A 26,554-nucleotide genomic window follows, 5' to 3' on the forward strand; every position below is an offset into this window, starting at 1 on the left:
GAACCGTAATGGCAAAGATCCAAGAAATGACCCAACTTTCCCCCACAATGGAGGAAGGAACCATAGTGAAGTGGTTGAAAAAAGAAGGAGATTCCGTCTCTCCCGGTGACATCATAGCCGAAGTAGAAACAGACAAAGCGGTGATGGAAATGGAAGCCTTTGAAACCGGCGTGATTCTAAAAATCCTACATACCGAAGGCGCCAAACTGAGAGTAGGTGAAGCCTTGGCTGTTATTGGAAAACCCGGCGAAGATGTCTCCACTTTACTCGCAGGGATTCCCCAAAAAAGTGCATCTGCACCAAGCCCAACTACCCCGGCCGTGTCATCTAAGGAAAACGGGAGTCCAACTCCTCAACAACAAAAACCAGAACCGGTTGCCGCAGGATCTCCAACAAAAGAAATCCCTAGCGCAAGTGCGCTACCCCAAACACAAACTCCTAAAGAAAATGGAACTAGTGTTGGAGTTTCCTCGAACCGAGGGGGACTCCGTGTTCTTGCTTCTCCTTTGGCTAAGTCCATTGCCATTGAAAACGGAATCGATTTACACACTGTCATTGGGACAGGGCCCGAAGGTCGGATCACTAAAAATGATGTACTGGATACATTAAACAAAGGTACGAGCCCCCGGTCATCGGCGGCTGGACCTTCGCGTTCGGATGAAGTGGTGACTCTGAATGGAATGCGTAAAACCATCGCCAAACGCCTCACCGAATCCAAACAAAACCTCCCCCATTTTTATTTGAATGTAGATGTAAATGCGAAAGCTATGGAAGGTTTCCGAGCGGATCTTTTGGAATTCCAAAAACATCTAGATCCCGAATTACAAGTAAAGGTAAGTCTAAACGATATCATTGTGAAAGCCACTGCTGCGGCACTTCGACTCCACCCGAAAGTGAATGCCAGTTTCCAAGGAGATTCCATCTTACAATTTGGTCGAGTGGATGTGGGGATTGCTGTCTCTTTGGATGGAGGCCTATTAACGCCCGTTATCCGAAATGCAGATGGGAAATCCATTTTAGAGATTTCCAAAGAAGTGAAGGAACTGGCCAAAAGGGCGAGGGAAAGAAAACTCAAACCCGAAGAATTCTCAAATGGAACCTTTACCATCTCCAATTTGGGAATGTATGGGATTAGCCGATTCACCGCCATCATCAACGAACCGGAAAGTGCCATCCTTGCGGTGGGTTCCGTGGAAGAAAAACCGGTTGTGGAGAACGGGGCTGTGGTTGCGGGGAGAGTTTTGTCTCTGACCCTTTCTTGCGACCACCGAGTGATCGATGGTGCCGTAGGGGCCGAGTTTCTAAAAACCCTAAAGACTCTTCTGGAAAGACCGAGTCTTATCGCGGGTGTTGTTTGATTTTAGAGTATTGGATTTAAGCGGCGAAAAAATCGGCACTTTGGATGTCGGCGACGGGAATGCGGACCACACCATTGGCTAAGTTCCCGATCACGACATCGTCCATCATTTGGCGATTTTTATCGAGTTCAATGCTTTGTCCGTCTTTGAGGTGGAGAACGATATCGATTCCCCGGTAGTGGATGTATCTTTCGAGTGTGCTTTTGAATTTGTGTGCTTTGTCCATCTGGTTTTGCTTTCCTTTCTTTTTGTAACTTACAAAGGGTATCGTACGAATTTATGAGACCTTTAGAAAATTTTGTCTCATTACGTAAGTTTTTTTTGACAGTATCAGGAAACCGGGAGAATTATGTCACATGAAGCCAGAGAACACAACATCCGCCACGCCCGGTGTACGGAAAGCTGCCCTACTCCTATTATCCCTTGGCAAAGAAAGAGCGGCCGACGTTCTCAAACACCTAGATGATGCCATGCTCGAAGCTGTGATTTTGGAAATGTCCAAAATCAGATCGATTTCCAAGGAAGAAAGAGAAGTCATCCTCAAAGAATTTCATAATACCATTGAAGATTTGAATGAAACCACATCCGGTGGCCTTTCCACTGCCAAATCCCTTTTGGAACATACAGTGGGTGCAGAAAAAGCCAATGTGATCTTAAAGAAGATCCATAAAGAAGAAACAAAAAACGATTTTGAATTTTTAAACCAAGTGGAGCCGAGTGTTTTGCAAGGGATGCTCGGAACCGAATCCCCACAAATCATTGCGGTGACACTCTCTCATCTGGATCCGAAAAAAGCTGCCGATGTTTTGAAACTCTTTCCCAAACCAGAACAAGCAAAGATTGCCGTACGACTCGCCACCACATCGAAAACCCATCCCGATGTGATCCAAAACATTGCTCGGATTTTAAAGAAACGATACGAAGAAAGAGACAAACAGGAATACTCGGAAGCCGGTGGTGCTCATGTTCTTGCGAACATTTTGAACTTTATGGAAAAAGGGGCCGAGGAAACCATTCTCTCCGAATTGGAAGAAACTTCTCCCGATGTGGCAGACCAAGTCCGTGAAAAACTTTATACCTTTGAAGATATCCTTTCTCTGGATAATAAGGAAATGCGAATCCTGATCAATAGACTCGCTGATGATACGGCCATCTCTCTTGCCATTCGTGGTGCTGGCGATGAAATCAGAAAAAAATTCCTAAACAATATGAGCCAAAACCGAGCAGAAGATATATTAGATATTCTAGATATGAAACCTCGGGTCACCTTACGAGAGATAAACGAAGCAAGAAGTAAGATTGTGCAAGTGGCTCGTGTTCTAGAAGAAGAGAATCAGATCCTATTTAAGAAGGAAAAAGAAGAGTATATTGAGTGAAGGGGAAAACCGATGGCGGAGTTGACGGGGCTCGAACCCGCGACATCCTGCGTGACAGGCAGGCACTCTGACCAACTGAGCTACAACTCCATCGGAATAAAAACCAAGGTATAGAATCGACTTCGAGAGTCAACACGGTTTTCATTTGTTTTCTTGCCTTTCGTTAGAATTTTTAGAATCTGGCATTGGTTCTATGCAAATCGAAGAAAAAAAAGCCAAAGACCTTTTCCAGGATCGAATCTTCACTCTTTCCAATTTTTTATCCGTATCGCGGGTACTGTTATTGCCCTTTTTTTTCCAAAGCACTTATGCTTATGCACATGATCCTGCCAACCTTCGCGCTTTCTTTGCCTCTATTTTCTATGCCTTAGCTGCCGTTTTCAGTGATTATCTAGACGGACTCTTTGCTCGCCTACTCCACCAAGAAACAACCCTCGGCCGTTATTTAGATCCCGTTTGTGATAAACTAGTGACACTCGGTGGTCTCTTTGTGGTTACGATTCATTTTGATTTTCCCAGTTGGATTCTCATTACCTATTTTATCCGAGAGATTTTGGGAGTTTGGCTTGGTGGGTATCTCTATCTAAAAAGAGGACTACAAGGACGACCTAACTGGTGGGGTAAATTTGGTGTGGGGATTGTGGCAGTCTCTGTGATTTGGTATATGTCTTTGCCTTACTTCTTACAGTTTGGGGCACCTTATTCCTTTTTACTCCATCCCGTGATCTCAGCTTATGTTTTACTTTTTGTACTAACAGCCGGTGTTGTTGCTTATGTGATTCGGTATTGGAATATTGTTTTCCATCCAGAAGCGATCGAACTGGATCCGGAAAATAAAAAACAAGCCAAGAAATACCAAAAGATCTAAGGAAAGATTTTTGGGATAATAGAACCAACTCTTTGCCAAAAAGGATTTTCCAGGCAAAAATAGGAGACTATTATCCCAAACGACATTAACGTCTTTTTTTCTTTCTTGCGACTTTCTTCTTCGCTGCTTTTTTCTTAGCAGTTTTCTTTTTCGCAGGTCTCTTTTTAGAAACAGCTTTTTTAACTTTCTTCTTTGCTGGTTTCTTTTTCTTAGCTACTTTTTTCTTAGCCGCTTTCTTCTTTTTAGGAGCTGCTTTTTTAGCTTTTTTCTTCGCTGCTTTCTTTTTTGCGGCCTTTTTCTTCTTAGGAGCTGCTTTTTTAACCACTACTGCTACTTCGGGAGCAAGTTCTTCTTGAATCTGTGGAATTTCTATTGTTTCGTTTTCTTCCATACATGTAACCTTATGAAGATAGTATCAAATCTTCCTTCTTGGTACGATAACAAAGCGAGGATTATTAAAAGTAAATTCATTTTTGTTTTGTATGATAGAACATGACTAATTTCTTGGAAAATGATTCTATTTTAACGATATTTGTTAACCAAAGATCAATCTTTCACCCACAAATCGAGAACCCAATCCACCTAACCCTTAAGATACGATTTCACTAAGGGCGTATGGGACTTTCTTTAAGACTGAAGGGAACCATTTTGTAAACGATGGATTTCTTTTTGGTATTCTTCGGCTTTGTCAGGTCGTTTTGACTTTTTATACAGACGGACAAGGATCTTAATCACAGGAATTACGTCGGGTTTACGACTATAAATCCGTTCCGCCATGTCGATGGCTTCTTCAATCAAACTGGCTTTGGCATATTGGATGGCACCATCCAGGATCATTTGGAGTCCCGATGGATGAGTATTAGAAAAATTCTCGGCAGCCCTTCCCGCTTCTGCGGGTTTCTCCAATTTACGATACACTCGGTACAATAATTTCCATACGGCAGGGTCAGAAGCATACAAATCAGCGTAAGTTGTGAGTAGAGTGAGGGCCTCGAAGTCATTGTTCCTTTTTAAAAGGCGGATGGGTTCTTCCAAACTGATCTCTCTTGTTTTAGCATCCACTTGTGTTTGCGGTTGGAAACGAATGCTGAGTAAGGACAAATCATCAGTCAATTCCCCAATCTTTTGGAGCCGAAGTCCGAGTCTTTCAATGTCTCCCGCACTTTCTTCCACCTGAGTTAAGATAGAAGTATGATCTACATTGATCACACGGTTCGCAGTCGCATCAAAACCAATGCCCAGGTCATCGCGTCCATCAGAACCAATGATGATCGTGTCTCCCGGCCGAATCCAACAGGTTTCAATCCTTGCTTTGTCTTTTTGCATTCCCAATTTAAAATTGGTGGCTTCTTCCGATAAAAAACTGGCCTGCCCTTCTCGAAATCGAATGGGAAAGGGATGTTCTGCATTGATATAATATAAAAATCCATTTTCTTCATCCACAAGACCCAAAAGGAGAGACATGGACATCGAACCATCAAAACCTTCGAATACATCATTCAAATCATTGAGGGCAGTATGCAACCAACGTTCTGGATAGTATCCCGACAAAATTCCTTCCCTATGGGTTCGTTCAATCAGAGCCCGAAAGGCAGTTCCAAAAACAAGAACTCCCCCCGCTCCTTGCATGGACTTACCCATAGCATCGCCGTTGGCAAATACACAGTAACTCCTTCCTCGGAGAACAATTTGATCGGCCACACAAATATCACCACCGAGTTCATATTCTTTGTTTTTGAATTGGAAGGCTTTCTTCTGTTTGATATAAGTTTGGAACTGAACCGTTTGGGATCGAATCCGAATTCCGGAAAGAGGGCGAGTGAGTAGCGAAGTGAGATAGTAGTCCCCATCTTGTTGGTATTTCAAACGACTCACTTCTCCAATCGCATCTTCATAAGAACGATTGAGAGTGCGTAACATAAGCCCTAGTAAAAATAAAATAGAGATCCCTGTGATGAGAAAGTCTTCACTCCTTGCTTTCTCAGAGGAATAATCAAAAAACCATTCGGGGTGCAGGCCTTGGAGATAATTCACACCAAAGAGAGCTCCGACAAAAAACACGATGGCCATCCAATCATATTGTTTTCCGAGGATGAGCATATTCAAAACTAAGATGGGAGCGAGTAACATTACATTGGCACTCACAATCCCACCACTGTATTGGATTTGTAAAAACGATGTTAAGGAACTAATGATAAAAGTAGGAAGGATCAGAATTTGGAATTGGTGTTGGAACCGAGCCAGATAATAAAATACACAGGCGAATCCGAATGCCACCCACAAAGCAATGAGCCCTCCGGTTTCAAAACCTTCTCGAAAGAATTCTGAAGTAAGCCCCACTCCCATGGCCACAATGCCCGCAAGCAGGGTTCCATTCAAAATCCGATGCCTCATCACAAAACCTTCGGTGGGACCAAGAACAAAGGAAACAAACCCTGATAGAATCTTTTGAAACCTTCGTAGTAAAAGACCAAATTTTGTGATGAACATTACCTATCTCCCTTTTCGCAAAAGATCCAAAGCCAAATGTTTCGTTTCGCACGCTCTCCCACTCCCAGAGAAAAGAGAAAGCCGATCACGAAGTTTTCAGTGTTTTGGATGTAAGGGGTAAATTGGCAAAAAACCGACAATTGTCGATTATTTTTTATAGGAGGGTTTTCTTTTCCGGACAGGTATTACTGTCTGGGTTTTAGGAATTCGGGAAAGTAGAATCGTAAATAAGCTACGGCGGCCCTTCCGGCTTCCGTGACCATCTCTTCTGTGATCTCTCCCTCTTCCCGAAAAGAATACCGAAACACGGAATCAATGAGAGAGACAGCAATTCCCACCTTACGCGCGATATCTGGAATATCAGGTAAGAGGAAACGTGCATCCACTTGGGCGAGAGCCAGTTTTGCAATAGTGGAATCCAATTCTTTTCCCACGTCCTTGGTCTCTTCGCTCCGAACTCCATACACCACTCGCATCAGAGCAATGTCATCCCTTACAACAGAAGCCGCTTCCCGAGCGAGGAAGTACACATAGTCCTGCCAAGTCGCAAAGGGAACCGCTTCCACTCTTTCCAATCGTAAAGATACGAGTTCCGAATGCACGAGCCTTAGTCCCAGATACAGAGCTCCCATATGAGGAAAAAAATGATACGCAGAGGCTCTCGGAATTTTTGCTCTCGCACAGACCTTTGCAAAAGTAATAGAGGATGGATCTTCTTCCCGAAGGAGTTCTCTTAGAGACTGGACAAGAATCGCCCGACGGCTATGATCTTTGGTGCGGTCCTCCTCCTTACCCAGAATGGGTGGATTTGGCTCCTTGGTTCGTATGGGCCCTCGTTTGACTTTTCGCATCCAATCTCGACAAAAGCCGAGTTTTCAATCTATTTCAACCAGAAATTGAGCTCATTCTAAAAAAATAGTCGACAAATGCCCAAATGGATTCAATTTATATTCGACAGATGTCGGGTTTTGGTTTATATCAATTCCTTGGGAAAGGAGAGAATCGATGAAGGATTCAAAAATAGATAAAGTCAGAAAGGACATGCTTGCCGCCTGTATCAAGTTAGCTGATTTAGGTTTTTTAGCGGGAGTCGGCGGAAATTTAGCCGTACGAATCGATTCTAAACTTATGGCAGTGACTCCTTCTGCGACTGATTATTATACAATGAAACCAGAAGACCTTTGTATTTTAGAAATCAAAGACCTAAAGATGGTGGAAGGAACCAAACAACCAACAACGGAAAGTGGAATCCATGCATCCTTTTTTACATTAAGACCAGAGATTGAAGTGAGTTTACACACCCATCAGCCCCTCGCAAGTGCCGTCACACTTCTTGGTTTGGATATGGAAATTACATCCGCAGATGGGAAAAAAAACATTGGTCCCTATCTAAGGTCTGTATACTATGCACCTTCCGGTACATCTTTTTTAGTGAGAGCATTTAGTAAACGAATCAATTCGGAAACCAATGGTTACCTACTTAGAAACCATGGAATTGTTTGTGGTGCCTTCACTCTCGACCAAGCGATCGCCAATGTAAAGTTAGTGGAAAAAGAAGCAGCTCGGTTTTTACGAAACCGAATCGAAAAAAATACCAACTTATCCTATATGCCAAATGCAGTGAAAGAGCAGTTACTTTCAGCTCTGTAACGATAGGTCAAAACATAGAAGAATCAAAAAGTTACGAAAACCTACACTAACCAAAAACGAGAATCATAATGAAAGCAAACACCCTTAAAAAAAGAAATCCAAAAGTGGAAACACCATCTTCCGATGTAGTGGAACTCCATCATTTATGGGACAGATTGGATACCAAAGGACTATTACAAAAACATAAAGCGAATCTTTCCTTTCGCCTTCCTGGAAAAGGAAGTTTTCTTTTGTTATCCCGCACAGAAGGCAAACATTCGAAATTAGAAACAGAAGAATATAGAATCGAAAACCCAACTGACTTGATCAAGATGAGTTCTAAAACAGACGAAAGCCTAGCAGCGATTCGTTTTCATGCCAGTCTCTATTCTTTAAGACCAGATATCGGTGCCATTGTTTGTTTCCAACCTGTTTGGAGTTCCTTACTCGGAACACTCGACCACCCACTCCCTCTAGTTTTTGATGAACAGTGCCGCCAACTCGGAGCACCAGTACAATCCATTCCCAAAAAAATTGATGGTTCCGTAGAACCAGATCCCATTGTTCTATCTGGTGCCAATGCCTTCCTTGATGAGGAAGGAGTGGTTGTCACAAGTGTCACTCGTGACAAAGCCATTTACAACTGTGAGTTGATAGAAAAATGTTCCAAAGCTTACCTGTTAGCCCATTCTACAGGAAGTCCCATCCGAAGGATTCCTTGGTGGGTACGTTTCATTGCCAAAAATAGACTCCTCAAAGATGAAAGAAAAGCCAGTGCGGCCTATGCTTTAGGGCAAGCACCGACTGGATTTAAAGCCTATTAGTGAAAGCGAATTCGGGTCCGAAAGTAAACTCTTACTTGATGCCTAAATAAATATCAAACTGAGAGTGGTTCGGATCCTTTGCATTCAGACCGTAAACTTCTAGATCAGCAATGTAAGAACGATTTTTCCGAAATTTTTCTTCCGACCAAATGGTTTTCCAAGTCGCGATTCCAATCTCGGCAATGGGCCCCCAAGCTGTAGGAACTTGAATATAATCAGAAGCCGGAATTGTAATCGAAGTTAGATGGTCTTTTAAATCTCCCACTGACTCAACTGCCGCGCCAATGAGTATCGTGTATTCGCCGTTTTCATCCGCTTCAAATTCCGTATACGTGACCATAAATTCGGAAGGGTTGGTTTGGTTCGGAATCTGAGAGAGGATCCCCTCTCCCCAGAACCTTTGCCAAAGGGCAGGAATTTTTCCCTTGCCTGCCATTTCCTCTCGGTTGGTGGTTCGGGCTTTGATTCCCACAAGGGTGATGGTGTTTAAATGAATTTTGTTCTGAATTGTGTTTTCCATAAGATGATCCTACCCCAAATGGAAATTGATTTCTTGACTATTTGTGCTTTTTAGAGCCAATCCAAAGGACTAGAGAATTTTCTATTGGTACTGCAACTTTCGAAAGCTGGGGAATGGACTCTATTGGATTGGGATATAAATTTCAGATTCTGGATTTGTACTCGATTGGAAGCGGTCATCAAACAAATCAAAATCGTCGCTAAATTCCCTTTCATAACCTGTATTCGGCATCCAAGTTCCGTAAATGTATTTCCATCCATTAAGAATGTCTAAATTTTGATTTCCTGGAACCGTAAAAACCATATATTTAGCAGGTTTCATTTTGTGTGTGATAAACCCATCCGGGACTTTTGTATCGGAGCTCACCTGGGCTCCGATGAGTACATCAAAGTTTTCCGCATAATCCCAGTTTGTATAGATTCCCATAAGAGAATCGCCGATTCGATTCGGAATGTCACCGGTAGTACCCGAGGCCATAAATTCGCCCCAAAATTTAGGAATGTCAATTTCGTTCTGACACCTTTGCATTGTGGTGCGATGCGGTTTTCCCATAAGTATGAATTCATTTTTTGTTACAATTTCTGTTTTGATTTTGGAGCCATCGATACGGATTCCATCACGCATAGAATCAATTTCTAGTTTGGGAAAATTTCTATGTTCCAATACTTTTCTATAATCCGATGGATTTTGACCGTATTCCGTACGAAATGCACGAAGGAAGGACTCGGGAGTTGTATAATGGTATTTTAGAGCAATATCGATAATTTTATCTTTTCCAAGAATGAGATCATTCCCGGCTTCCGTCAGTCTTCGTTTTTTTAAATACGTATAAACCGAATACCCGGTTACATATCGAAATATTCTTTGAAAATGCCATCGGGATTGGAATGCATTTTTAGATACATCCTCTACACTGATATCATCTCTTAGGTGTTTTTCAATAAAGTTTACGGCAAGTTTGATATGATCGTAGTAGTCCATAATTCAATACAAATGGTTCCAACTAGTTTTTTTACGACTAAGGTTTGGTTTCCGTTTCTTCCGGCCATTGGTTTTTGATCTCAAGAATCTTGGGTAAAACAGAAATGAATTTTTCGACCAGAGCCGGATCAAAATGTGTTCCCGATTCCTTTTTCAAAAAATCAATAGCAGCATCCACTTCCCAAGCTTTTTTGTATGGCCGAACTGTTGTCAAGGCATCAAACACATCGGCAATGGCGATGATCCTTCCCTCAAGAGGAATCCCCTCTCCTTTCAATTGAAAAGGGTAACCGGTTCCATCATACTTTTCATGGTGTGTAATGGCAATGGACTTTGCCAGTTTCAGTAAACTGGAGTTGTGATCTCCAATGATCTCAGCACCAATTTGAGGATGGCGTTTCATAATCTCCCATTCTTCAGGAGTCAGTTTTCCTGGTTTCTGAATGATATGATCGGGAATTCCAATTTTTCCTACATCGTGCATGGGAGCTGCATTTAAAATTTCTTCCGCAGCCTCGGCGGAATAACCAATGGCTAAAGCAAGGCTTTGGGAATAATGACTCATTCGAATGACATGCATTCCCGTTTCATTGTCTTTGTATTCTGAAGCCATACCCAAACGTTGTACAATTTGTAACCGAGTTGCTTTGACTTCATTTACATCCACTAAAGATAAATGATTTTTAATACGTGCTTTTACAATGGGTGGGCTTACCGGTTTGGCGATATAATCCACAGCCCCGAGTTTAAACCCTTTTTCCTCATCAACGACATCCGTTAGGGCAGTTACAAAAATCACCGGAATGTATTTTGTTTTTTCATTTGCTTTCAGAATTTTACAGACTTCATGGCCCGTCATTTCCGGCATCATCACATCTAATAAAATGAGTTCCGGCTCTTGTGATTCAGCTAGTTCAATTCCCTTTTGCCCATCTTTAGCAAACAAAAGAGTGTAATCATTCTGCAAAATCTCATTTAATATTTGTAAATTTGTCGGTTCATCATCTACGACTAAGATGACCGGTTTTGCGTTAATTTCCACTAGGTTCTCCTGAAATTTGAAGTTTAAGTTGATTTAACTGTTTAATTGTTTTTTCAAAATCAAACTGAAGGATAGAAGATTCAATCTCCGAAATGATTTTTGTATATTCTGTTTCATACAAAAAATCATACAACTTTTTCCATTCCTTTTGGTCGACAGCACCTTTAGAAAAAGACTCAGACAAAAGGACAATCAAATCCAATACATCGACCTTATCATCTTCCAAAAAATTCTTAGTTTGAATTTGGGAATCTTTAGTTTTTGAAATTCCACTGGCAAACTCTTCTAAAAACTGAAGGTAAGAAAGAGTAAAACTATCTTGTAAACTTTCAAAATCTGCTTTATCCAATTTAGAATTTTGTAATTTGGCTTCTAAACGGAGAGCGACATCGGCAATTGGACTGATGCCAAGGTTAGAAGAAACCCCTCTCATTTTATGCAAAAAAGCCCTTTCCTCTTCCAATTTCCCCAGATGAATTAAACATTCTTCGATTTCGGTTTTGAAATCCTTGAAGAATCCATGCAACATCGCTACATATTTATCCAAAGATCCAAAAAGGGAAACTCCTCTCTCGGTTTGAAAGGTGTCTTTATTCAGCTGAGATGGATTTGTTTTTAGGCCTTGCGTCGATTGACCACCCAATAGTTTCTTAATTTCAAAAAACAAATCTTGGATGTCAATTGGTTTGGAAATAAACCCATCCATACCCGCATCTTTTGCTGATTGTTTATCTTCATCAAATACACTGGCGGACAAGGCAATGATTGGTATATGAGTAGAAGTATTTTTTTCATATAAACGAATTTGGCGAGTCGCTTCCAAACCATCCATCTCAGGCATTTGGATATCCATTAAAACTAAATCAAAAGATCTGGACTTAAAAATCTCCAAAGCCTCCCTTCCGTTTTTAGCAATTTCCACCTTATGTCCATTAGATGTCATTAAGAGCTGTATGAGATCCACATTCTGTTTTACATCATCAACGATCAGTATTTCTAAACTGGGCAAATCAAATTGAATCTTTTCGCTGATTTCTAAAATAGGAACTCCCTTTTCCAAAGGAAGGGATACATAAAAATTCGAACCTACCCCTAATTCACTTTCTACCCAAATTTTTCCTTTCATCAGTTCCACTAACTGTTTGGAGATGGTAGTACCAAGACCAGTTCCTCCAAACCTTCGACTCATGGAAACATCTGCCTGAGTGAAGGGATCAAAGATTTTTTCGATTCGATCCGTTGCAATTCCAATCCCACTATCTTGGATATGAAACTGAACTTCCTTATCTTTTGCTGTGATATTGAGTTGAATAAAACCTTCTTTCGTAAATTTAATTGAGTTCCCAAGTAAGTTCGTTAAAATCTGCCTGATCCGAAGGCTATCCCCTTTATAATAATCCTCTAGGTTTTCAGCGAGAGAATACTGAAATTGTAATCCCTTTCGTTTGGCTTCCATTCCCATTGTAGAACAAACTTGATCGACAAGGGAAACTAAGGAAAAATCGATGATCTCTAACTCGACGGCACCACGATCCAACTTTGCAGAATTTAATACATCATTGAGCAAACGTAAAAGAGACTTAGCAGAATTTTTAATGGTTTCTAAATGGTTCTTTTGGTTTCCGAACAATTCACCGGTTAATAAAACTTCGGTAAACCCAATGATGGCATTCATTGGAGTTCTGATCTCGTGGCTCATATTGGCGAGAAACGTAGTTTTTGTAATGGCTGCCATCTCTGCCTTTTCTTTGGATTCGATCAATGCCTCTTCAATCATCCGTCGATCTGTATTGTCTAGAATCACTCCATCCAAAAATTTTACATTTCTGTCTTCATCTAAAACAAGACCACCATATTCTAATACCCAACGGATATCTCCTGATTTTTGGATGATACGATAGTTCAGAACAAAAGTATCAGAGGTATCAATTGCATTTTGAATGATATTGGAAACATGAATTCGATCATCAGAATGGATAATTTCTGAAAATGTATGTTTGCGATCCGGTTCCAAAAAATCCCGAGAAGGATATCCGGAAAGGTTAAGTATGGAATCACTCATAAAGATAGTCGTCCAATCTTCGTCCACCAAACACCGATAAACGACTCCAGGAATATTTTGAATGAAGGACTGCATTTGTTCTTCATTAGACTTTAGTGCATTTTCAATTTTGATTCTTTCCGATATGTCACTGATAAAACCAACAAAGATATCATCTTGTGGGAGTTTGGTATGCCCAATGGCCAAACGAATCGGGAAAACAGTTCCATCTTTTTTGATTGCTTCGGTTTCTCTTCCAATCCCAATGATTTTTGCATGACCCGTTTTTAAATAATTGGCAAGGTAACCATCATGTTCACCTTGATAGGGATTCTGCATTAAAATCTTAATGTTTTCACCAATGATTTCTTGTGCCTTCCAACCAAACATTTGTTCGGCAGTGATATTAAACTCCTGCACAATCCCCTTTGTATCAATCATAACGATCGCATCTGGAGCAGTCTCAATGATTGCTCTCAGTCTCGATTCACTTTTTTGCAGGTTATGAAAAAGGTCTTTATAACTAATAAATGCAATCGTGGCAACAGCAGACCCAATCACAAAAAAACTTCCAATCCCAACAAGAGAGGCTAAAAACAATTGGTCTGGATTGGATGTTTCCAAAATTTGATCACCAAATGTAACAAATCGAGCGGCAGCCATTCCCGTATAATGCATCCCCGAAATCGCACTTCCCATCACAACACCACTAAGAAGTGTTAGAATCGAAGTGCGAATTTTAAGATTCGAATTTTTTAATCGAAACTGAAGGAAGATAGAAGTGATGGCCAAAGAAATGGCAACTACAAGAGAAACGAGAAACAAATAAGGATCATACATTAACCTAGGCCGCATTTCCATCGCAGCCATTCCCATATAATGCATAAATCCAATTCCGGCACCAACAAGGACTCCTACCGAAATCAATTCCTTTCGTGTGATCTTTTTTTTGCTTAATGTTTGTAATGCGAAAAAGGAAGCAAAGAAACTGGGAAGGATTGAAAGTATGGTGACTAATTTATTGTAAGTGACTTTTGTACATAATTCAAAAGACATCATACCGATAAAGTGCATAGACCAAACAGCACCACCCATAGACAAACTAGAAGTGAATAGGATGGCTAACCTGGAATATTTGCTCTCCACTTTGGAGAAGCGATTCAACATATATAAGGAAATCCAGGAAGCAAATATGGAGATAAAAATGGAAAGGGAAACAAACCAATAGTTATAAGTTCCCTCAACATAACTCAATTGGTTCGAATCTAAGATAAAAAAATGTCGCAGAATATCCATTCCCATTGTGTTTCCTTAGGCAGCCTAGATCCTATCATTCATTTCGGAGAAATATGGATAGTATCAATTTAGACGGGTTCTAAATTCTTAATTTTCTCGATTCGTACTAGCACTAAAAATATTCCGGCAAAATTGCCTAGAAAAGAGAGATTCGATGTCGTGATTTTCGCTATTGAGTAGAAAAACAATTCCTGCCGAATTAAAAGGCTAAACAAAAACAGAATTCGTATATCAATATATTCTTAAGTATACTACGAATGATAAACTCATTACAATCAGATCACCAAGTTCAAGTTCAAAACTCCAATCAAAAGTATACCGACTAGACCACTATACTTTCAAAATAATAAGTAGACCAATCACTCTATAAAATCATTCAAATCTTTTGTTAAACATTCGAATTGACTTGCCTATTTTTGCACCCAAACCATATCCTTCGCTATGGAAAAAAACTTAACTAGTAAAAATGCCATTGTTACTGGAGCCGCACTCGGAATCGGAAGAGAAACATCCCTACTTCTCGCCAAAAAAGGCGCTCACGTCATTGTGTCCGATATCAATGAAACCGAAGGCCACCGCGTGGTTACAGAAATTACAAACTTGGGTGGTTCCGCCGAATTTATCAAATGTGATGTTACGGTAGAAGAAGAAATTATATCTCTTGTCGATCGTTTGAAATCCCAAGGAAAACGTTTGGATATTATGGTGAACAATGCAGGGATTGCCAACAAACCCACCTTTATGCATAAGGTCACAACGGAAGTTTGGAACCGGTTACTCTTAATGGATTTAACTAGTGTCTTCTGGTGTCAAAAATATGCCACCAAACTTATGCTAGCAGATCGAATTGGCGGATCCATCATCAATGTTGCCTCCATTGCAGGGCTTGGTGCTTCGCCGAGTCTTGGTCCCTACTGCGTTGCCAAAGCCGGTGTGATTGAACTCACTACGACCGGAGCACTTGAGGTGGCAAGGTTTGGAGTGCGGATCAATGCCGTATGCCCTGGTTGGACAGAAACTGCAATCCTGGATGTAGCTGGCGAAAGAGGAAAGGAAGCCATGGAAAAAAATATTCCTATGGGAAGACTTGGCAAACCAAACGAAGTGGCGAACTTAATCGCATTTTTAGCATCTGAGGAATCTAGTTTTATCACCGGATCGGTGTATCGGGTCGATGGCGGGACTAGGAGTTAAGGGGGATTGAATACAATTTCAAAATCCTGGTTCCCGAAGAATAGAAAGTATCTATCAAAAATATGAACTGATCACGGTAGTAAAACTACAAAAGAGTAAATTTCAATAAACTTGGATTCGTTATAGAAACTTTCAATTTCCAATTTTAACGGAAATATCAAAACGGTTTTCTGGATTTTGATTTGTGAAAGACGTATCCACTTGAAAATGATAAGTTCCCGGAATAGTTGCATTAAACTTTGCGGCAGTTGCAGTATAGCTTACAATCGTTATTGGTTCAGAACCAACGGAATTAATAATCGAACCTGTGATTGGACAAGATTCAGTCATTCGATAGGAAAACGTAACCGATCGCAAATCTTTTGCATTGGAAGAAAAATAAACCACTTGGTCTTTTTCCAAAGATACCTTGACGATGGCTGCAGGCTGAATCCATCGAAAATTGACCACCTGAAATTCTGACGTAGCATACATATAAGGAAACCGAATCTCCCGACCGTTTTCTGTAAAAACCAAACAAGTAGAAAAAGACTTTTCTCTGATTTATTTACACATATCAGAAAAAATATCTTCGGGAGTATCGATGATTTTAGAAATATAGGAATCGTTTTCAATATCCACTTCTATAAATATTGATTGGTTGGCGTTTATTTTAAAGTAACGATTCACATAAAAATTATAGTAATGAGGCAAATCAAAACTACGTCGATTATCGTATAATGAAAATTGATAAATATGCTCACCTACTGGAATTGGGAAATAATTATTACAAAATTCAGAAATGGATGTTTGGTGATTTAGTTTTCTATTCGATGGGTAGTAAATCGAATTGTGAATAGAAGCGTAAGGAATCACAGAAGAATGAATAGGGTGAGAAAAATAGAAAAATGCCATCATAAATCTGCTTTTTCCATACACAAAATTATATGAGAAACGATTGGATTGATTCTCCGGTTTCTCACCCATGACTTTCACAATGAAGTAAGTGTTTTCGTGACCCGCCAAGGGGACAGATTTAATGGTAAATTCTGTTTTCCCCCGCAATCCTGGTGACATTATTACTCCTATCAAATTCAAAGCGGCACTAGCATTAGCAGTAAGTGGATTAGAAATTCCCAATAAGACAATCACTAGAAATTTAATACAGAGATTAATTTTCCACATACAATTCACCTAACTTAGGATCTTTTTTGATTACAAATTTATTTTTTTGGTCTTTTTCGAAATGTATATCCAGATATTTTTCAATATCGTTCAAATAGTAACGCATGCGAACGATTTGATTTCTACAGGGAATTCTATGGGAAAAGCCTTTTTTCGGGTAAATCTTCAGAGGCAATCTATATTCAGAATCAGGATCCGTGTGAATTCCCAATTCATCTACGACTTCTTTATCTACATCAAACACATTGTTTTGATCCAATAGAATAGATATTGATTCTATATTTTCCAACTCTCCCGATATAACCAGCAGACATAACCGATTCGCTAAATAGGGATGGTAAGCATATTGAGTGGTTATGGTTGAATCACAGTTAGCAATCACCAATAGAATCAGAATCGACAGAACAAACCGAAAATACATCAAATCCCCCATTGGAAAAGAATCGATTTAGATGTTATTATCTTTCATTAAGATAACAACAGAAACAAATCAAGATCTCACAGCTAACTTTTGCTAAGTTTTTAATCGATTCAAACAAGACTATGGAAATAATCTATTCGATCAATGGTTTAAGAAGGAATTATGGCTCCAGAATATAACAATTCTATGACAGTGTCTTATACGAATTATCTGCTATAACAAAAAACTTCCGGGAAAGGGATGGGAGGGCTTGGTCTGACGAACGTCAGACGGGAGCGAACGCGCACCCCGGACAAGCCCGGGCCCCGAAAGGCAAAGATACCCGTTTGATAGAAAAGTTAAGATTTGGATTCGCAGATAAAATCTTTCGGGGATTCACCCCAAAAGAAAATTCATACTATCGCATTACTTCGAACAATCGACCCAGTAAACTGTCTTGTGTTTGCATGGTTTTGGAATTGGCTTCGTAAGCGCGGTTCACTTCAATCATATCTACCATCTCAGTCACAACAGAAACATTGGAAGCCTCTAAGTATCCTTGCATGACTTGTGGGGCAAGAAGAGTGGGAAACTTGGTGGGTTCTCCCGATTCAGGAGTATCAGAATAAAACGAGTCCCCTTCTTTGTCCAGATGGCGAGGATTTTCTACCGTTCGGATTTTGATCGTATCGAGAAGGACGGGATCTTCAAATCGATTTTCGCTAAAATTGGTTCCGTCTTTGGGAGCGGTTCCGAGTTTTGCGTTGATATAGATCTCTCCATTTTCTTTCACAAGAAAATTGCCTTGGTTCACTTGGATGGGACCTTTTTCTCCGAGAAGAGGAAATCCTTGCGGAGTCACAACAAATCCATTTTTATCTAAAACAAAACTTCCGCTCCGAGTGAGGCGCTCTCCACGATTAGTGAGAACGGAAAAGAAAGCAGGTTTTTCCATACCGGGCTGGTCTTGGATCATCAAATCAAAGATATTATCCGTTTTTTTCACAGAACCTTGGTCGAAGCGAGTGTAAACTTCATTCACTTCGGCACCAAACCCTAGTTTCCCGACCACGGGAGAAGTATCAAAGGAACCCATTGGGGTTTTACCAATTCCATCTTCAGAATAACGATGGAGTAACATTTCAGGAAAGGTTTTGAAAACGGTCGTATCTTTTTTGAATGCGGTTTTATCCACATTGGCCAAATTGTTGGCGATCACATCCATTCTTACTTGTTGGGAAATCATCCCGTTGGCGCCTGTATAGAGTCCTCGTAACATACCTTTCCTACCTATAGTTTCTTTCGGTCAGATCTGCCAATTCCCCAAGAGAAAATGCGACATAGTCAAAAAAGAGTTGAAGTTTTCGTGAAAATTCATAGAAAAGAAGGACATGAAGTTATCCATCGGAAACCTACCCCAGTCGCTTACTGACGAAGCCCTTGAGAAACTTCTTTCCGCTCACGGGAAAGTTGAACACCTCCAAATCAAACGTGACAAAATCACCAAGGTATCCCTGGGATATGGAACGGCGGAAATGGCGGACGCAGATGCTACTAACGCAATTGCGTCGCTAAATGGTAAGGAAGTGGAAGGGAAAAAATTGGTTCTCGTCAACCAAGAAGAACTCACCAAAGCACAAAATGATGCTGCTAAGAAAAAAGGAAGCCCTGCGGTTGCAAAACCCACTTTCGGTAGAAACCAAACCAGTGGTGGTGGCAATACAGGTCTCCAAAGGAGAGGCGGTTCTCGCGGGTCGTAGATGAAACAACTGACCGGCAGTTACCTCTCCATTGGAGCCGGAGAGAACCAAATCCCCCTGATCCGGGCAGCAAAAGCCAGAGGACTAAAAGTCATCTCGGTGGACACGAACCCGGAAGCTCCTGGCCTTGCAGAATCAGACATTAAGATATTAGAATCTACTCATGAATATCGGAAAATTCACCATGCCATGAGTCGGGTCCCTCTTCCCTTCAAACTGATGGGAGTTGGGTCTAGGTCTTACGGGAAGGCTGTGTATACAGTTTCTTACTTAGCCGAAAAATTAAAACTTCGCGGGAATCCTCGCGATACCATCAATCTCTTTCTGGACAAAGAAAAGTTCAAAAACTCAGTCCAAAAATACGGAATCCCGATCCCTAGTTCTTTGCAGTCCAATTTACAATCCAAATCCAAAGAGAAAAAAATTGAACTTACCTATCCTTTAATCGCCAAACCAAAACTAGGTTCTGGAAAAAAGGGAATTACCGTTCTTGAGACGGAAGCCGAGTTCAAAAAATTCAGCCGTTTGAAAACGAGTGAAAGTTTCCTTTTGGAACCGTTCATTCCTGGGGATGAAGTGACAGTTCTTGGTTTTGTCATTGCCAGACGATTTTATTTGATCTCCCTTACCGACAAAATCACCACAGGGAAACCCAACTTTATCGAAGTCGCCCATGTGGCTCCGTCCCAACACATTCCGATGGCTGGGGAATTAAAAATGATCTGCCAAAGTATTGTGACAGCGACCAAACTAAAAACCGGACCCTTTGTCGCAGAATTCAAAATTACAAAAAACAACGAATGCCTTCTCATTGAATCCGCTCCCGAAGTGGGGGGTGAATTTTTAGCCGATGTTCTCATTCCAGAACATTATGGTTATAAATATTTTAACGACCTTCTCTCTGTTACGATTGGTGAAAAAACAAGACCTGGATTTTTAAAAAACCCGAGAGATGGAATCACAAAATCAGCGTTAGTTTTTACACTTCCTACAGAACGCCAAAAGAAAATGGGAGATCCCATCACCTTCGAAACCAATTTCGGGGAAACGTTATTCTTTCAAAAACAATTGGTTCCCACAGGGGCAGCATTGGATAAGCTCGAGGGAAATCATAAAAGAACCCAAGTTTTTGGAATCACAACAAAACTTTCCATATCCACCAAAGATTGGTTAGATTCCATTTTTGAAAGAATCAATTCATGAAAAATGTCTGGGATGAACACTACGAAAGACCAAAATCAAAATTGGCCTTTCCGGATGAAAATTTAATCCGTCTCCTTTCTCGCATTGAACCGAAGAATAAACAAGCCCTTGACTTTGGTTGTGGTTCGGGTAGGCATTGTTACCTTCTCCAAAACGAAGGCTATCAGGTTACAGGCTGCGATACGGCCAAAACCACGATTGATCACTTACAAAAAGAATCCGCAGCCATTCGTTTCCTCCATACTCCGGATACGAACCTTCCCTTTTTACCCAATGAATTTGGGATCATTGTGAGCTGGGGAGTCTTTCATTATAACAGGCTTGAGGATGCGAAAAAACTTCTCACTTCCTTATATACTTCTTTGGATACGGGCGGATACTTACTCGGATCCATTCGAGCCGATGGGGACACTCATTTAGGTCTTTCGAAAGGAAAAATGAATTTATCTGACTTAAGCGGTGGTTATGCGGAGACCTACTCCCTCGAGGCCTTAAAGGAATTTCTTTCGATTTTTTCGAACCTGTCCATTGGGTATTCGGAACGAACTCCTCTCGGTAAGTTGGATGAACGAATCTGCCACTGGTTTTTCCTTGCAGAGAAATAATGGATCCCCAAGTCTCTTTGCAGGAAGAATGCCCTCTCGACCATCTCTGTGATTGGTTACCCTTATACATCACCACAGGGAAATATTCTGGGTTGTCGATTGTGGAATGCAAACATTGCAAACTCCAAGCCCTCTACCCAAGGCCCAACCAAAAAGAATTATATGGACAAGACTACTACCAAGGCAAAGCCGACTATACCTATATCGATGAAAGGGAAAACAAAAAATTCGCATCGTATGTTTGGAAAGCAAGAGTTCGTAACATTAAGAAGTTTGTTCAGAGAGGAAACTTTTTAGATATAGGGTCTTCCTTTGGGGGATTTTTAGAATCGGCAAGGGAAGAAGGATTCCAAGTCCAAGGTGTGGAGATTTCCGAATATGCCGCTCGTTATGCGAATGAAAACGGAATTCCTACCTTTAATGGAAGTTTAGCGGAAGCAAAATTTCCGAGCGCCCACTTCAGTGTGATCACCATGGTAGAAGTGATAGAACATATAGAAAATCCCAGTCTCTTTTTCAATGAACTCACGCGAATCCTAAAACCAGGGGGCCTTCTCCTCCTCCAAACTGCCAATTTCGACGGCTGGCAGGCCAAAGAAGAGGGTTCCCAATATCACTACTATATGCCCGGCCATGTCTTTTATTACTCCGATAGGATCCTAAAAAATATATTGACGAACCTAAATTTTAGTCGTTTTGTATCTTACTTCGGAGTGGATTTTCCATTGGTGGCGAAACTTCAAAAATCAAGAGGTTCTTTCAAAAATTGGAAAGACTACCTCCAGTGGTTTCGCATTTCGTATTACCATTGGAAATCAAAATGGAAACGGGATGGATTTCCCATCACCTCAAGTTACGTTTTGTACGCTTTTAAAAAATAGGTACCTAGAATGAATGATACAATCAAACCTCCCTTACTTGTCCGACTCACTGCGATTCCAGAAAATAAGGGTTTAAAAAGAAAACTCATCTTAAGCATTCGAGTTTTACTCGTATCGGTTCACCGGTTTATGAAGGACGATTGCCTCATCATTGGTTCCAGTCTTGCGTATACAACCATTGTCACTCTCATTCCCACGCTGACTGTGGCCCTTGCCCTCATTACAGTGGCTTCCGGAATCCAAACAAGACAAGGGGAAATGGTAGATGAAATCAACTCCTATCTTCTTCGGAACAATATCCAATTTGATATCTCTCCCTATTTAGATACGCTCACAGATATTATTTCTACTGCTTCCCAAATTGGAGCTGTTGGATTTGTCGTTTTTATTTTTTCCGCAACAGCTGTTTTGCGATCCTTAGAAAAGGCCTTCCATATCATTTGGAAAATTGACCTTCATCGAAATTTTATTAACAAATTTGTATTTTATTTCTTTCTGATCTCTTTTGGTCCCCTTCTCTTTGTGGTTGGGAAAAACATCACCGATAAAATTTCTGATTCCGTTCGCCCTCCTCATTTAAAGTCCATCGTTTCCACAAAACATGGAGAGTTGTGGGTTGCCGGTGAAAAGGGAAATATTGGAACCATTAAGGAATTGAATAAATCCGTTTCTTTCATTCCCAGTTCTAGTATCGATTTTGAAAACATGCTCTGCATTGATTTTGAGACAGTGGAAACGGGAACCTGTAAAAAACCAGATATCTCTAAAGAAAATTTTTTCCGAATTCGCAGCGTGGGGAATGATCTATTTACGATCTCAGAAGAAGGAACTTTCCTTTATTCCAATGATTTGGGAAAAACTTGGAAACTCCACTCTCTCAAAGGAATCGTTGTCTCTGACTTTGGTGCGATTGATTATGATACACTTTTCATCCTCACGCAGGACACTCGTACCCTTCGTTATGAGATTGGAAAAACTCTAAAAGAAATCAAACGTTTCACTGATCCTGCGATCACACCCATTCGGGTCCGTTTCTTTTCCGAAAAAGATGGATTTATCTTAGACCGAGAAGGTCGGCTTTGGAAAACAAGCGACGGCGGAACTACTTTCTTTCCACAAGAGATTTCTCAAAAACCATTGAATGACATTGCTTTCCTGAATCGAAATGTTGGATTCCTTGTGGGTGATAATGGTGCGGTTTTCAAAACCACAGATGGTGGTTATACATGGTCTGACCTAAGTCATAGAAAATATTCTTATGAACGAGTTTGGATGTTTACCTCTCCGAAAAAACAAGACTTCGATATCTTTATTCTGACATCTCTTGGTGATATTCTTTTGTCCGAAGACGAAGGGGAAAATTGGTCTACTGCTTATAAAGGTAAAGCGGGGATGATTCTCGACATGATTCTGATTTCGAAAAAAACAAGCACCGAACCAGAAGTTTTGGCGGATGGAACTACTTTACCTTTACCAACAGAAGATACCATCGAAATCGAAACACAGGTCGAAGCCGAATCATTAAACGAAAGTATGCTTGGGATTGTCGGTGTAGGAGAATTCAATAAAATCATCCGTGTGGAAGATGATTCCAAAGGACAAACCATTTGGAAAAAATACCAAGGGGGAAAACGTTTTTTCTCTCTTTATTCCATTTTCCAAATCCTTCTTCCCTTGCTGGCACTCTGGCTTTTCTTTTTGCTCATTTTTAATATCATCCCGAACACCAAAGTTCCGATCAAAGCTTCCTCGATTGGAGCGGCAATCACTGGGATTATCCTTATTATTTTCTTTTGGGGATTTATTAATATCTATCTCACCTCTTTCACCGAAAAAACAATGTTAGTGTATAAGGCACTAGCGGCCATCCCGATTGCCCTACTTGCCATTTACTCCATTTCTCTCATCATTCTTTATGGTGCCGAAGTGACAGCGACCTTACAATTCCCAGACCGTTACCTTCTCCCCAAACATCCATTTGATGATATTGATAGTAACCTTTCTTATGAGTTTTATAAAACCATTCAGGTTTTGGCTCTGACTTATGACCACCAATCCAAAAATGGGGAACTCATCAAAATATCGGCCTTAAGAAAGACCCTTCTGATGCCAGAAAAAGATTTAACGGATATTTTGGAAAAACTAAGTGATGCGAAACTTGTGGAGATCACGGAAGACAAACGAATTGCTCCGGTAAAACTCAAGGAACAAATTGATTTGGTATCTCTCTATGAAAACACTTCCAGTTTTAAATTGGGAGCTCCCAAAGAACTCAAAAGCATTTCTCCAAAACTCAACGAGAGCCTCGGACAATTAGAAGGGAAGTTAAAAGAGGAATTAAAAAAGATCTCTTTTAAAGATCTGATTTAGAATAGAAAATAGAATTTGGGACTTTAGAATAGAAACGAAAGATCTTATCTTTAGTTCTAGGTTCTAAAAACTAAAGATAAGGATTCTTTTTTACGGGCGGGAGAGAGGCAGACATCTGTTTGTAAATCTCTTCCGCAAGGCCCATAGATTCGTTTTGGGAAATATTTTTGGCATACTCATCATAGAGCATATCTTCAAAAATTTCTTCCGCATACCCGCCATCGATCATTTTCTCTTTATGGATGGTGTTTTTCATTTCTTTCAACATCATCTTCACAAAAACAGATTCAAATTCGACAGAAGCATCATAGAGTTTTTTTCTATAAGGATCTTCTTTAATTTCCTCACGAATGTTTTGCGGTGTGCGAAGTGAGGAGGAACTGACCTTCCCCATTAGTTCTTCATGGGTTTCCATTAGGTTTTGGAAATCGGACAAACCTTGTTTTTTCGGTTTTTCTAAATCATTAGAATAAGATTTCATCCGGTTGAGGATGGATTCATCTTGTGAGCGGCTAAGCCGTCCCGAGTAGTCTTGGATTTTGTGAATGTCCATATTATGTCTTCTATTTCTATCGGCAGATTTTCCAATTACTGAATCACAAGTTCTGCTTTTAAGGCCCCTTGTTTTTTCAAAGCTTCCAGAATGGAAATGATATCCCGGGTAGAGGCACCCACCTTGTTCAGGGCAGCCACTACATCCGAAACTTGTGTCGTTTCTTTTAAAACAAAAACAGACTCGCCCTTTCCTTCGTCTTGGATGGGGAAAAAATACCGAGCCTTGTCCCGATTGGCAATTTGGATGGTTAATCCTTGTTGGGAGATCGCCACTTCGTCGATGGCAATATTGGCTCCCATCACAATGGTTCCCGTCCGTTCGTTGATCACAACCCGGGCTACAGGAGAGGAATTCACGGTCAGGTTCTCTAATTTAGAAAGGAAGGCTAAATCCAGTTTGGGTTCACCCGCGGCCATCTCGCCAGCTGCATTCACAGTCGAAGGTTTTAGGGGAAGTGGGACGAGAACTTCCGTGGGAGAGACCACTTCAGGAACCACAGAAAGCTCGGCAGTGATGGCGTCGACTATCGCTCCCATGGTAGTATAATCTTTTTCCAAAAGTGTGAGTTTGACAGATTTCGTCACAGGAGCATTGGGGATGGATTTTTCTAAAATGGCACCCATAGGAACAAGAGCCGTATTCGATCCCGATTTTTTGTCAGCTCCACCACGTTTCTTTTCTTTTCCACCAAACACGAGTACGCCGGATCCAACCGCAATGGTTTCTCCATTTCCTGCCTTCAAGGGAGATTGTAAAAGGACTCCCCCTTCCAAAGAACGAGCATCGCCTAGAGAAGAGACAAGAATATCAATTTTATCCCCTTCTTTGAGGTTCACGGGAACATTCGCTGTGATAAGAACCGAAGCTGTGTTTTTCGCATCGCGTAGATTCTTTTTGGTATTTACACCAAGGCCACTTAAGTAGTTTTGTAAGGCTTCTTCTGTAAGAGGGTTTTTTGTATCTCCCGTTCCATTGAGACCCACCACAAGACCAAAACCTGTGAGTTGGTTTTCGCGAACCGCATCAATCCGCACTAAATCCTTCAGGCGAGTTTCGACGGCCAATACAGGAAAAGAGAATGAACTAACGATTGAGAAAGCAAAAAACAATCGTGATGCAAATCGTGAGCGGATGCGAATGACATTGCAAAAAGTTTGGATCTTATTTAAGACATTTGGTTCAGTGGGTATCATTTCTATGGTTGCCATTCTCTTTTACTCACTTTCCCCTAATAACCGTTTGATATTCTTTAAGATAATTTCTTGTTTTTCTGGTTCCGAAAGTTCCGCTTTTTCTGTTACCGTTCCATCGGGATTGGTGATTCGTTTCATTTGGATATTCGGATTGGTTAGTTCTTTTGGATTTAAAGTTCCTTGGTATTCCACACGCAAATTGGCGATGAGATCACTGGCGATAAACCTATTTTTATCGAGGTCTTCGGGAGAAATCGTTCCCGACAAACGAAGGTTAATCCTTTCTTCCGATAGATTGAATACCTTACTTCCCTCAAGTTCCAAATTTCCTGTTCCTGGATCAATTCCTGTCACAAGGACTGCCATCACACCGACCACTTTTCCTTGGGATTTTGATTTCCCTACTTTGGATCTCATGTACGTAGAATTGGAGTTATAGGCCGGAAGGTCAGGAACTAACTTTTTATCCGGAACCGTTTTGATATCATTATCAAATGTGGCTTTGTATTCCGATTCGTATTCCACGCGAAGCCCATTTTTTAAAACCACTTTTACAACGGTTCCTGGTTGGATGGTTTTCGGATAGGAATAGGGATCTTTATCTTTCCATAGAGAATCTGCAGACAAAATAGAAAGGCCAGTGAATGTCAAAATACCAATGGCTATTAACTCAGAAACGAAGATCAAAAATTTCTGAGCGAATCTAGATCTCGCAATGGGAATCATCTTCTTACTTTCGTTTCGATCAAAATTTGAATCTGGATTTAATTTTGAATCTAAATGTAGATTTGGTTTCATAAATT

General features: G+C 40.7%; 26 protein-coding genes and 1 tRNA gene. 11 read left to right on the forward strand and 16 right to left on the reverse strand.

The annotated features are described in order from the left end of the window. The first annotated feature begins 8 nt into the window (after positions 1–8). The gene (locus JWG41_RS03685; protein ID WP_205268592.1) at positions 9–1,358 is read left to right on the forward strand and encodes a pyruvate dehydrogenase complex dihydrolipoamide acetyltransferase; all 1,350 of its coding nucleotides are present in this window, start codon (positions 9–11) and stop codon (positions 1,356–1,358) included. A gap of 16 nt (positions 1,359–1,374) precedes the next feature. On the opposite strand, the gene JWG41_RS03690 is transcribed toward JWG41_RS03685, so the two are convergent. Further along, on the reverse strand, positions 1,375–1,584 hold the full coding sequence (locus JWG41_RS03690; protein WP_002987008.1) for a hypothetical protein: 210 nt from the start codon (positions 1,582–1,584) through the stop codon (positions 1,375–1,377). Positions 1,585–1,714: 130 nt separating this feature from the next. On the opposite strand from JWG41_RS03690, the gene fliG reads away from it, so the two are divergent. Beyond that, the gene (gene fliG / locus JWG41_RS03695) at positions 1,715–2,734 is read left to right on the forward strand and encodes a flagellar motor switch protein FliG (protein ID WP_205268593.1); all 1,020 of its coding nucleotides are present in this window, start codon (positions 1,715–1,717) and stop codon (positions 2,732–2,734) included. A gap of 13 nt (positions 2,735–2,747) precedes the next feature. Here fliG and JWG41_RS03700 read toward each other — a convergent pair. After that, a tRNA-Asp gene (locus JWG41_RS03700) sits at positions 2,748–2,824 on the reverse strand. A 103-nt stretch (positions 2,825–2,927) separates the two neighbouring features. Between JWG41_RS03700 and JWG41_RS03705 the strand changes: the two genes are divergently transcribed. Beyond that, complete coding sequence (locus JWG41_RS03705; RefSeq protein ID WP_205268594.1) at positions 2,928–3,602, forward strand: CDP-alcohol phosphatidyltransferase family protein; 675 nt, start codon at positions 2,928–2,930, stop codon at positions 3,600–3,602. A gap of 85 nt (positions 3,603–3,687) precedes the next feature. Here the strand turns inward: JWG41_RS03705 and JWG41_RS03710 are convergent, their stop codons facing one another. The 3 genes from JWG41_RS03710 to JWG41_RS03720 form a co-directional block, all read right to left on the reverse strand. Beyond that, positions 3,688–3,993, reverse strand: a complete 306-nt coding sequence (locus JWG41_RS03710; protein ID WP_205268595.1) for a hypothetical protein — start codon at positions 3,991–3,993, stop codon at positions 3,688–3,690. A gap of 236 nt (positions 3,994–4,229) precedes the next feature. Continuing rightward, positions 4,230–6,092: a PP2C family protein-serine/threonine phosphatase gene (locus JWG41_RS03715; protein ID WP_205268596.1), complete on the reverse strand. Its 1,863-nt coding sequence runs from the start codon at positions 6,090–6,092 to the stop codon at positions 4,230–4,232. 185 nt (positions 6,093–6,277) lie between these two features. Continuing rightward, positions 6,278–6,943, reverse strand: coding sequence for a TetR/AcrR family transcriptional regulator (locus JWG41_RS03720; protein WP_205268597.1), 666 nt, complete (start codon positions 6,941–6,943; stop codon positions 6,278–6,280). Positions 6,944–7,097: 154 nt separating this feature from the next. On the opposite strand from JWG41_RS03720, the gene JWG41_RS03725 reads away from it, so the two are divergent. Continuing rightward, complete coding sequence (locus JWG41_RS03725; protein ID WP_205268598.1) at positions 7,098–7,742, forward strand: class II aldolase/adducin family protein; 645 nt, start codon at positions 7,098–7,100, stop codon at positions 7,740–7,742. Between the two features lie 68 nt (positions 7,743–7,810). Further along, positions 7,811–8,545: a class II aldolase/adducin family protein gene (locus JWG41_RS03730; RefSeq protein ID WP_205268599.1), complete on the forward strand. Its 735-nt coding sequence runs from the start codon at positions 7,811–7,813 to the stop codon at positions 8,543–8,545. 31 nt (positions 8,546–8,576) lie between these two features. Here JWG41_RS03730 and JWG41_RS03735 read toward each other — a convergent pair whose 3' ends face one another. The 4 genes from JWG41_RS03735 to JWG41_RS03750 form a co-directional block, all read right to left on the reverse strand. Further along, complete coding sequence (locus tag JWG41_RS03735) at positions 8,577–9,065, reverse strand: GyrI-like domain-containing protein (RefSeq protein ID WP_205268600.1); 489 nt, start codon at positions 9,063–9,065, stop codon at positions 8,577–8,579. A gap of 120 nt (positions 9,066–9,185) precedes the next feature. After that, complete coding sequence (locus JWG41_RS03740; protein ID WP_205268601.1) at positions 9,186–10,046, reverse strand: AraC family transcriptional regulator; 861 nt, start codon at positions 10,044–10,046, stop codon at positions 9,186–9,188. A 37-nt stretch (positions 10,047–10,083) separates the two neighbouring features. Then, the gene (locus JWG41_RS03745) at positions 10,084–11,088 is read right to left on the reverse strand and encodes an HD domain-containing phosphohydrolase (RefSeq protein ID WP_205268602.1); all 1,005 of its coding nucleotides are present in this window, start codon (positions 11,086–11,088) and stop codon (positions 10,084–10,086) included. After that, positions 11,078–14,431, reverse strand: a complete 3,354-nt coding sequence (locus JWG41_RS03750; RefSeq protein WP_205268603.1) for an MHYT domain-containing protein — start codon at positions 14,429–14,431, stop codon at positions 11,078–11,080. Before JWG41_RS03750 ends, JWG41_RS03745 begins: the two co-directional genes overlap by 11 nt. Before the next feature lie 435 nt (positions 14,432–14,866). Between JWG41_RS03750 and JWG41_RS03755 the strand changes: the two genes are divergently transcribed. Next, complete coding sequence (locus JWG41_RS03755) at positions 14,867–15,619, forward strand: SDR family NAD(P)-dependent oxidoreductase (protein ID WP_205268604.1); 753 nt, start codon at positions 14,867–14,869, stop codon at positions 15,617–15,619. A gap of 132 nt (positions 15,620–15,751) precedes the next feature. On the opposite strand, the gene JWG41_RS03760 is transcribed toward JWG41_RS03755, so the two are convergent. The 4 genes from JWG41_RS03760 to JWG41_RS03775 form a co-directional block, all read right to left on the reverse strand. After that, positions 15,752–16,135: a hypothetical protein gene (locus tag JWG41_RS03760; RefSeq protein WP_205268605.1), complete on the reverse strand. Its 384-nt coding sequence runs from the start codon at positions 16,133–16,135 to the stop codon at positions 15,752–15,754. Positions 16,136–16,162: 27 nt separating this feature from the next. Continuing rightward, the gene (locus tag JWG41_RS03765) at positions 16,163–16,783 is read right to left on the reverse strand and encodes a hypothetical protein (RefSeq protein ID WP_205268606.1); all 621 of its coding nucleotides are present in this window, start codon (positions 16,781–16,783) and stop codon (positions 16,163–16,165) included. Then, complete coding sequence (locus JWG41_RS03770) at positions 16,770–17,204, reverse strand: hypothetical protein (protein ID WP_205268607.1); 435 nt, start codon at positions 17,202–17,204, stop codon at positions 16,770–16,772. Before JWG41_RS03770 ends, JWG41_RS03765 begins: the two co-directional genes overlap by 14 nt. Positions 17,205–17,601: 397 nt before the next feature. Beyond that, positions 17,602–18,462, reverse strand: coding sequence for a flagellar hook-basal body protein (locus tag JWG41_RS03775; RefSeq protein WP_205268608.1), 861 nt, complete (start codon positions 18,460–18,462; stop codon positions 17,602–17,604). A gap of 112 nt (positions 18,463–18,574) precedes the next feature. On the opposite strand from JWG41_RS03775, the gene JWG41_RS03780 reads away from it, so the two are divergent. The 5 genes from JWG41_RS03780 to JWG41_RS03800 are packed head-to-tail and all read left to right on the forward strand — an operon-like array spanning position 18,575 to position 24,002. Continuing rightward, the gene (locus JWG41_RS03780; RefSeq protein WP_205268609.1) at positions 18,575–18,943 is read left to right on the forward strand and encodes an RNA recognition motif domain-containing protein; all 369 of its coding nucleotides are present in this window, start codon (positions 18,575–18,577) and stop codon (positions 18,941–18,943) included. After that, positions 18,944–20,146 (forward strand): ATP-grasp domain-containing protein, encoded by a 1,203-nt coding sequence (locus JWG41_RS03785; protein WP_205268610.1) that lies wholly within the window; start codon positions 18,944–18,946, stop codon positions 20,144–20,146. Then, positions 20,143–20,751, forward strand: a complete 609-nt coding sequence (locus tag JWG41_RS03790; protein WP_205268611.1) for a class I SAM-dependent methyltransferase — start codon at positions 20,143–20,145, stop codon at positions 20,749–20,751. Before JWG41_RS03785 ends, JWG41_RS03790 begins: the two co-directional genes overlap by 4 nt. Continuing rightward, complete coding sequence (locus JWG41_RS03795) at positions 20,751–21,632, forward strand: class I SAM-dependent methyltransferase (protein ID WP_205268612.1); 882 nt, start codon at positions 20,751–20,753, stop codon at positions 21,630–21,632. Before JWG41_RS03790 ends, JWG41_RS03795 begins: the two co-directional genes overlap by 1 nt. Before the next feature lie 9 nt (positions 21,633–21,641). Beyond that, positions 21,642–24,002, forward strand: a complete 2,361-nt coding sequence (locus tag JWG41_RS03800) for a YhjD/YihY/BrkB family envelope integrity protein (protein ID WP_205268613.1) — start codon at positions 21,642–21,644, stop codon at positions 24,000–24,002. 70 nt (positions 24,003–24,072) lie between these two features. On the opposite strand, the gene JWG41_RS03805 is transcribed toward JWG41_RS03800, so the two are convergent. The 3 genes from JWG41_RS03805 to JWG41_RS03815 are packed head-to-tail and all read right to left on the reverse strand — an operon-like array spanning position 24,073 to position 26,549. Beyond that, positions 24,073–24,555, reverse strand: a complete 483-nt coding sequence (locus JWG41_RS03805; RefSeq protein ID WP_205268614.1) for a rod-binding protein — start codon at positions 24,553–24,555, stop codon at positions 24,073–24,075. Positions 24,556–24,590: 35 nt separating this feature from the next. Next, positions 24,591–25,766: a flagellar basal body P-ring protein FlgI gene (locus JWG41_RS03810; RefSeq protein ID WP_232373658.1), complete on the reverse strand. Its 1,176-nt coding sequence runs from the start codon at positions 25,764–25,766 to the stop codon at positions 24,591–24,593. Positions 25,767–25,772: 6 nt separating this feature from the next. Further along, entirely contained in the window at positions 25,773–26,549 is a 777-nt protein-coding gene (locus tag JWG41_RS03815) for a flagellar basal body L-ring protein FlgH (RefSeq protein ID WP_232373659.1), read from the reverse strand. Positions 26,550–26,554: the final 5 nt, after the last annotated feature.

The sequence above is a fragment of the Leptospira chreensis genome, assembly GCF_016919165.1.
Lineage (GTDB): Bacteria > Spirochaetota > Leptospiria > Leptospirales > Leptospiraceae > Leptospira_A > Leptospira_A chreensis.

What these genes read in the sequence shown, in the direction of transcription:
- JWG41_RS03685 (WP_205268592.1), top strand. Translation starts at nt 9, where the DNA reads ATGGCAAAGATCCAAGAAATGACCCAACTTTCCCCCACAATGGAGGAA.
- JWG41_RS03690 (WP_002987008.1), bottom strand. Translation starts at nt 1,584, where the DNA reads ATGGACAAAGCACACAAATTCAAAAGCACACTCGAAAGATACATCCAC.
- fliG (WP_205268593.1), top strand. Translation starts at nt 1,715, where the DNA reads ATGAAGCCAGAGAACACAACATCCGCCACGCCCGGTGTACGGAAAGCT.
- JWG41_RS03705 (WP_205268594.1), top strand. Translation starts at nt 2,928, where the DNA reads ATGCAAATCGAAGAAAAAAAAGCCAAAGACCTTTTCCAGGATCGAATC.
- JWG41_RS03710 (WP_205268595.1), bottom strand. Translation starts at nt 3,993, where the DNA reads ATGGAAGAAAACGAAACAATAGAAATTCCACAGATTCAAGAAGAACTT.
- JWG41_RS03715 (WP_205268596.1), bottom strand. Translation starts at nt 6,092, where the DNA reads ATGTTCATCACAAAATTTGGTCTTTTACTACGAAGGTTTCAAAAGATT.
- JWG41_RS03720 (WP_205268597.1), bottom strand. Translation starts at nt 6,943, where the DNA reads ATGCGAAAAGTCAAACGAGGGCCCATACGAACCAAGGAGCCAAATCCA.
- JWG41_RS03725 (WP_205268598.1), top strand. Translation starts at nt 7,098, where the DNA reads ATGAAGGATTCAAAAATAGATAAAGTCAGAAAGGACATGCTTGCCGCC.
- JWG41_RS03730 (WP_205268599.1), top strand. Translation starts at nt 7,811, where the DNA reads ATGAAAGCAAACACCCTTAAAAAAAGAAATCCAAAAGTGGAAACACCA.
- JWG41_RS03735 (WP_205268600.1), bottom strand. Translation starts at nt 9,065, where the DNA reads ATGGAAAACACAATTCAGAACAAAATTCATTTAAACACCATCACCCTT.
- JWG41_RS03740 (WP_205268601.1), bottom strand. Translation starts at nt 10,046, where the DNA reads ATGGACTACTACGATCATATCAAACTTGCCGTAAACTTTATTGAAAAA.
- JWG41_RS03750 (WP_205268603.1), bottom strand. Translation starts at nt 14,431, where the DNA reads ATGGGAATGGATATTCTGCGACATTTTTTTATCTTAGATTCGAACCAA.
- JWG41_RS03755 (WP_205268604.1), top strand. Translation starts at nt 14,867, where the DNA reads ATGGAAAAAAACTTAACTAGTAAAAATGCCATTGTTACTGGAGCCGCA.
- JWG41_RS03765 (WP_205268606.1), bottom strand. Translation starts at nt 16,783, where the DNA reads ATGTGGAAAATTAATCTCTGTATTAAATTTCTAGTGATTGTCTTATTG.
- JWG41_RS03770 (WP_205268607.1), bottom strand. Translation starts at nt 17,204, where the DNA reads ATGTATTTTCGGTTTGTTCTGTCGATTCTGATTCTATTGGTGATTGCT.
- JWG41_RS03775 (WP_205268608.1), bottom strand. Translation starts at nt 18,462, where the DNA reads ATGTTACGAGGACTCTATACAGGCGCCAACGGGATGATTTCCCAACAA.
- JWG41_RS03780 (WP_205268609.1), top strand. Translation starts at nt 18,575, where the DNA reads ATGAAGTTATCCATCGGAAACCTACCCCAGTCGCTTACTGACGAAGCC.
- JWG41_RS03785 (WP_205268610.1), top strand. Translation starts at nt 18,944, where the DNA reads ATGAAACAACTGACCGGCAGTTACCTCTCCATTGGAGCCGGAGAGAAC.
- JWG41_RS03790 (WP_205268611.1), top strand. Translation starts at nt 20,143, where the DNA reads ATGAAAAATGTCTGGGATGAACACTACGAAAGACCAAAATCAAAATTG.
- JWG41_RS03795 (WP_205268612.1), top strand. Translation starts at nt 20,751, where the DNA reads ATGGATCCCCAAGTCTCTTTGCAGGAAGAATGCCCTCTCGACCATCTC.
- JWG41_RS03800 (WP_205268613.1), top strand. Translation starts at nt 21,642, where the DNA reads ATGAATGATACAATCAAACCTCCCTTACTTGTCCGACTCACTGCGATT.
- JWG41_RS03805 (WP_205268614.1), bottom strand. Translation starts at nt 24,555, where the DNA reads ATGGACATTCACAAAATCCAAGACTACTCGGGACGGCTTAGCCGCTCA.
- JWG41_RS03810 (WP_232373658.1), bottom strand. Translation starts at nt 25,766, where the DNA reads ATGGCAACCATAGAAATGATACCCACTGAACCAAATGTCTTAAATAAG.
- JWG41_RS03815 (WP_232373659.1), bottom strand. Translation starts at nt 26,549, where the DNA reads ATGAAACCAAATCTACATTTAGATTCAAAATTAAATCCAGATTCAAAT.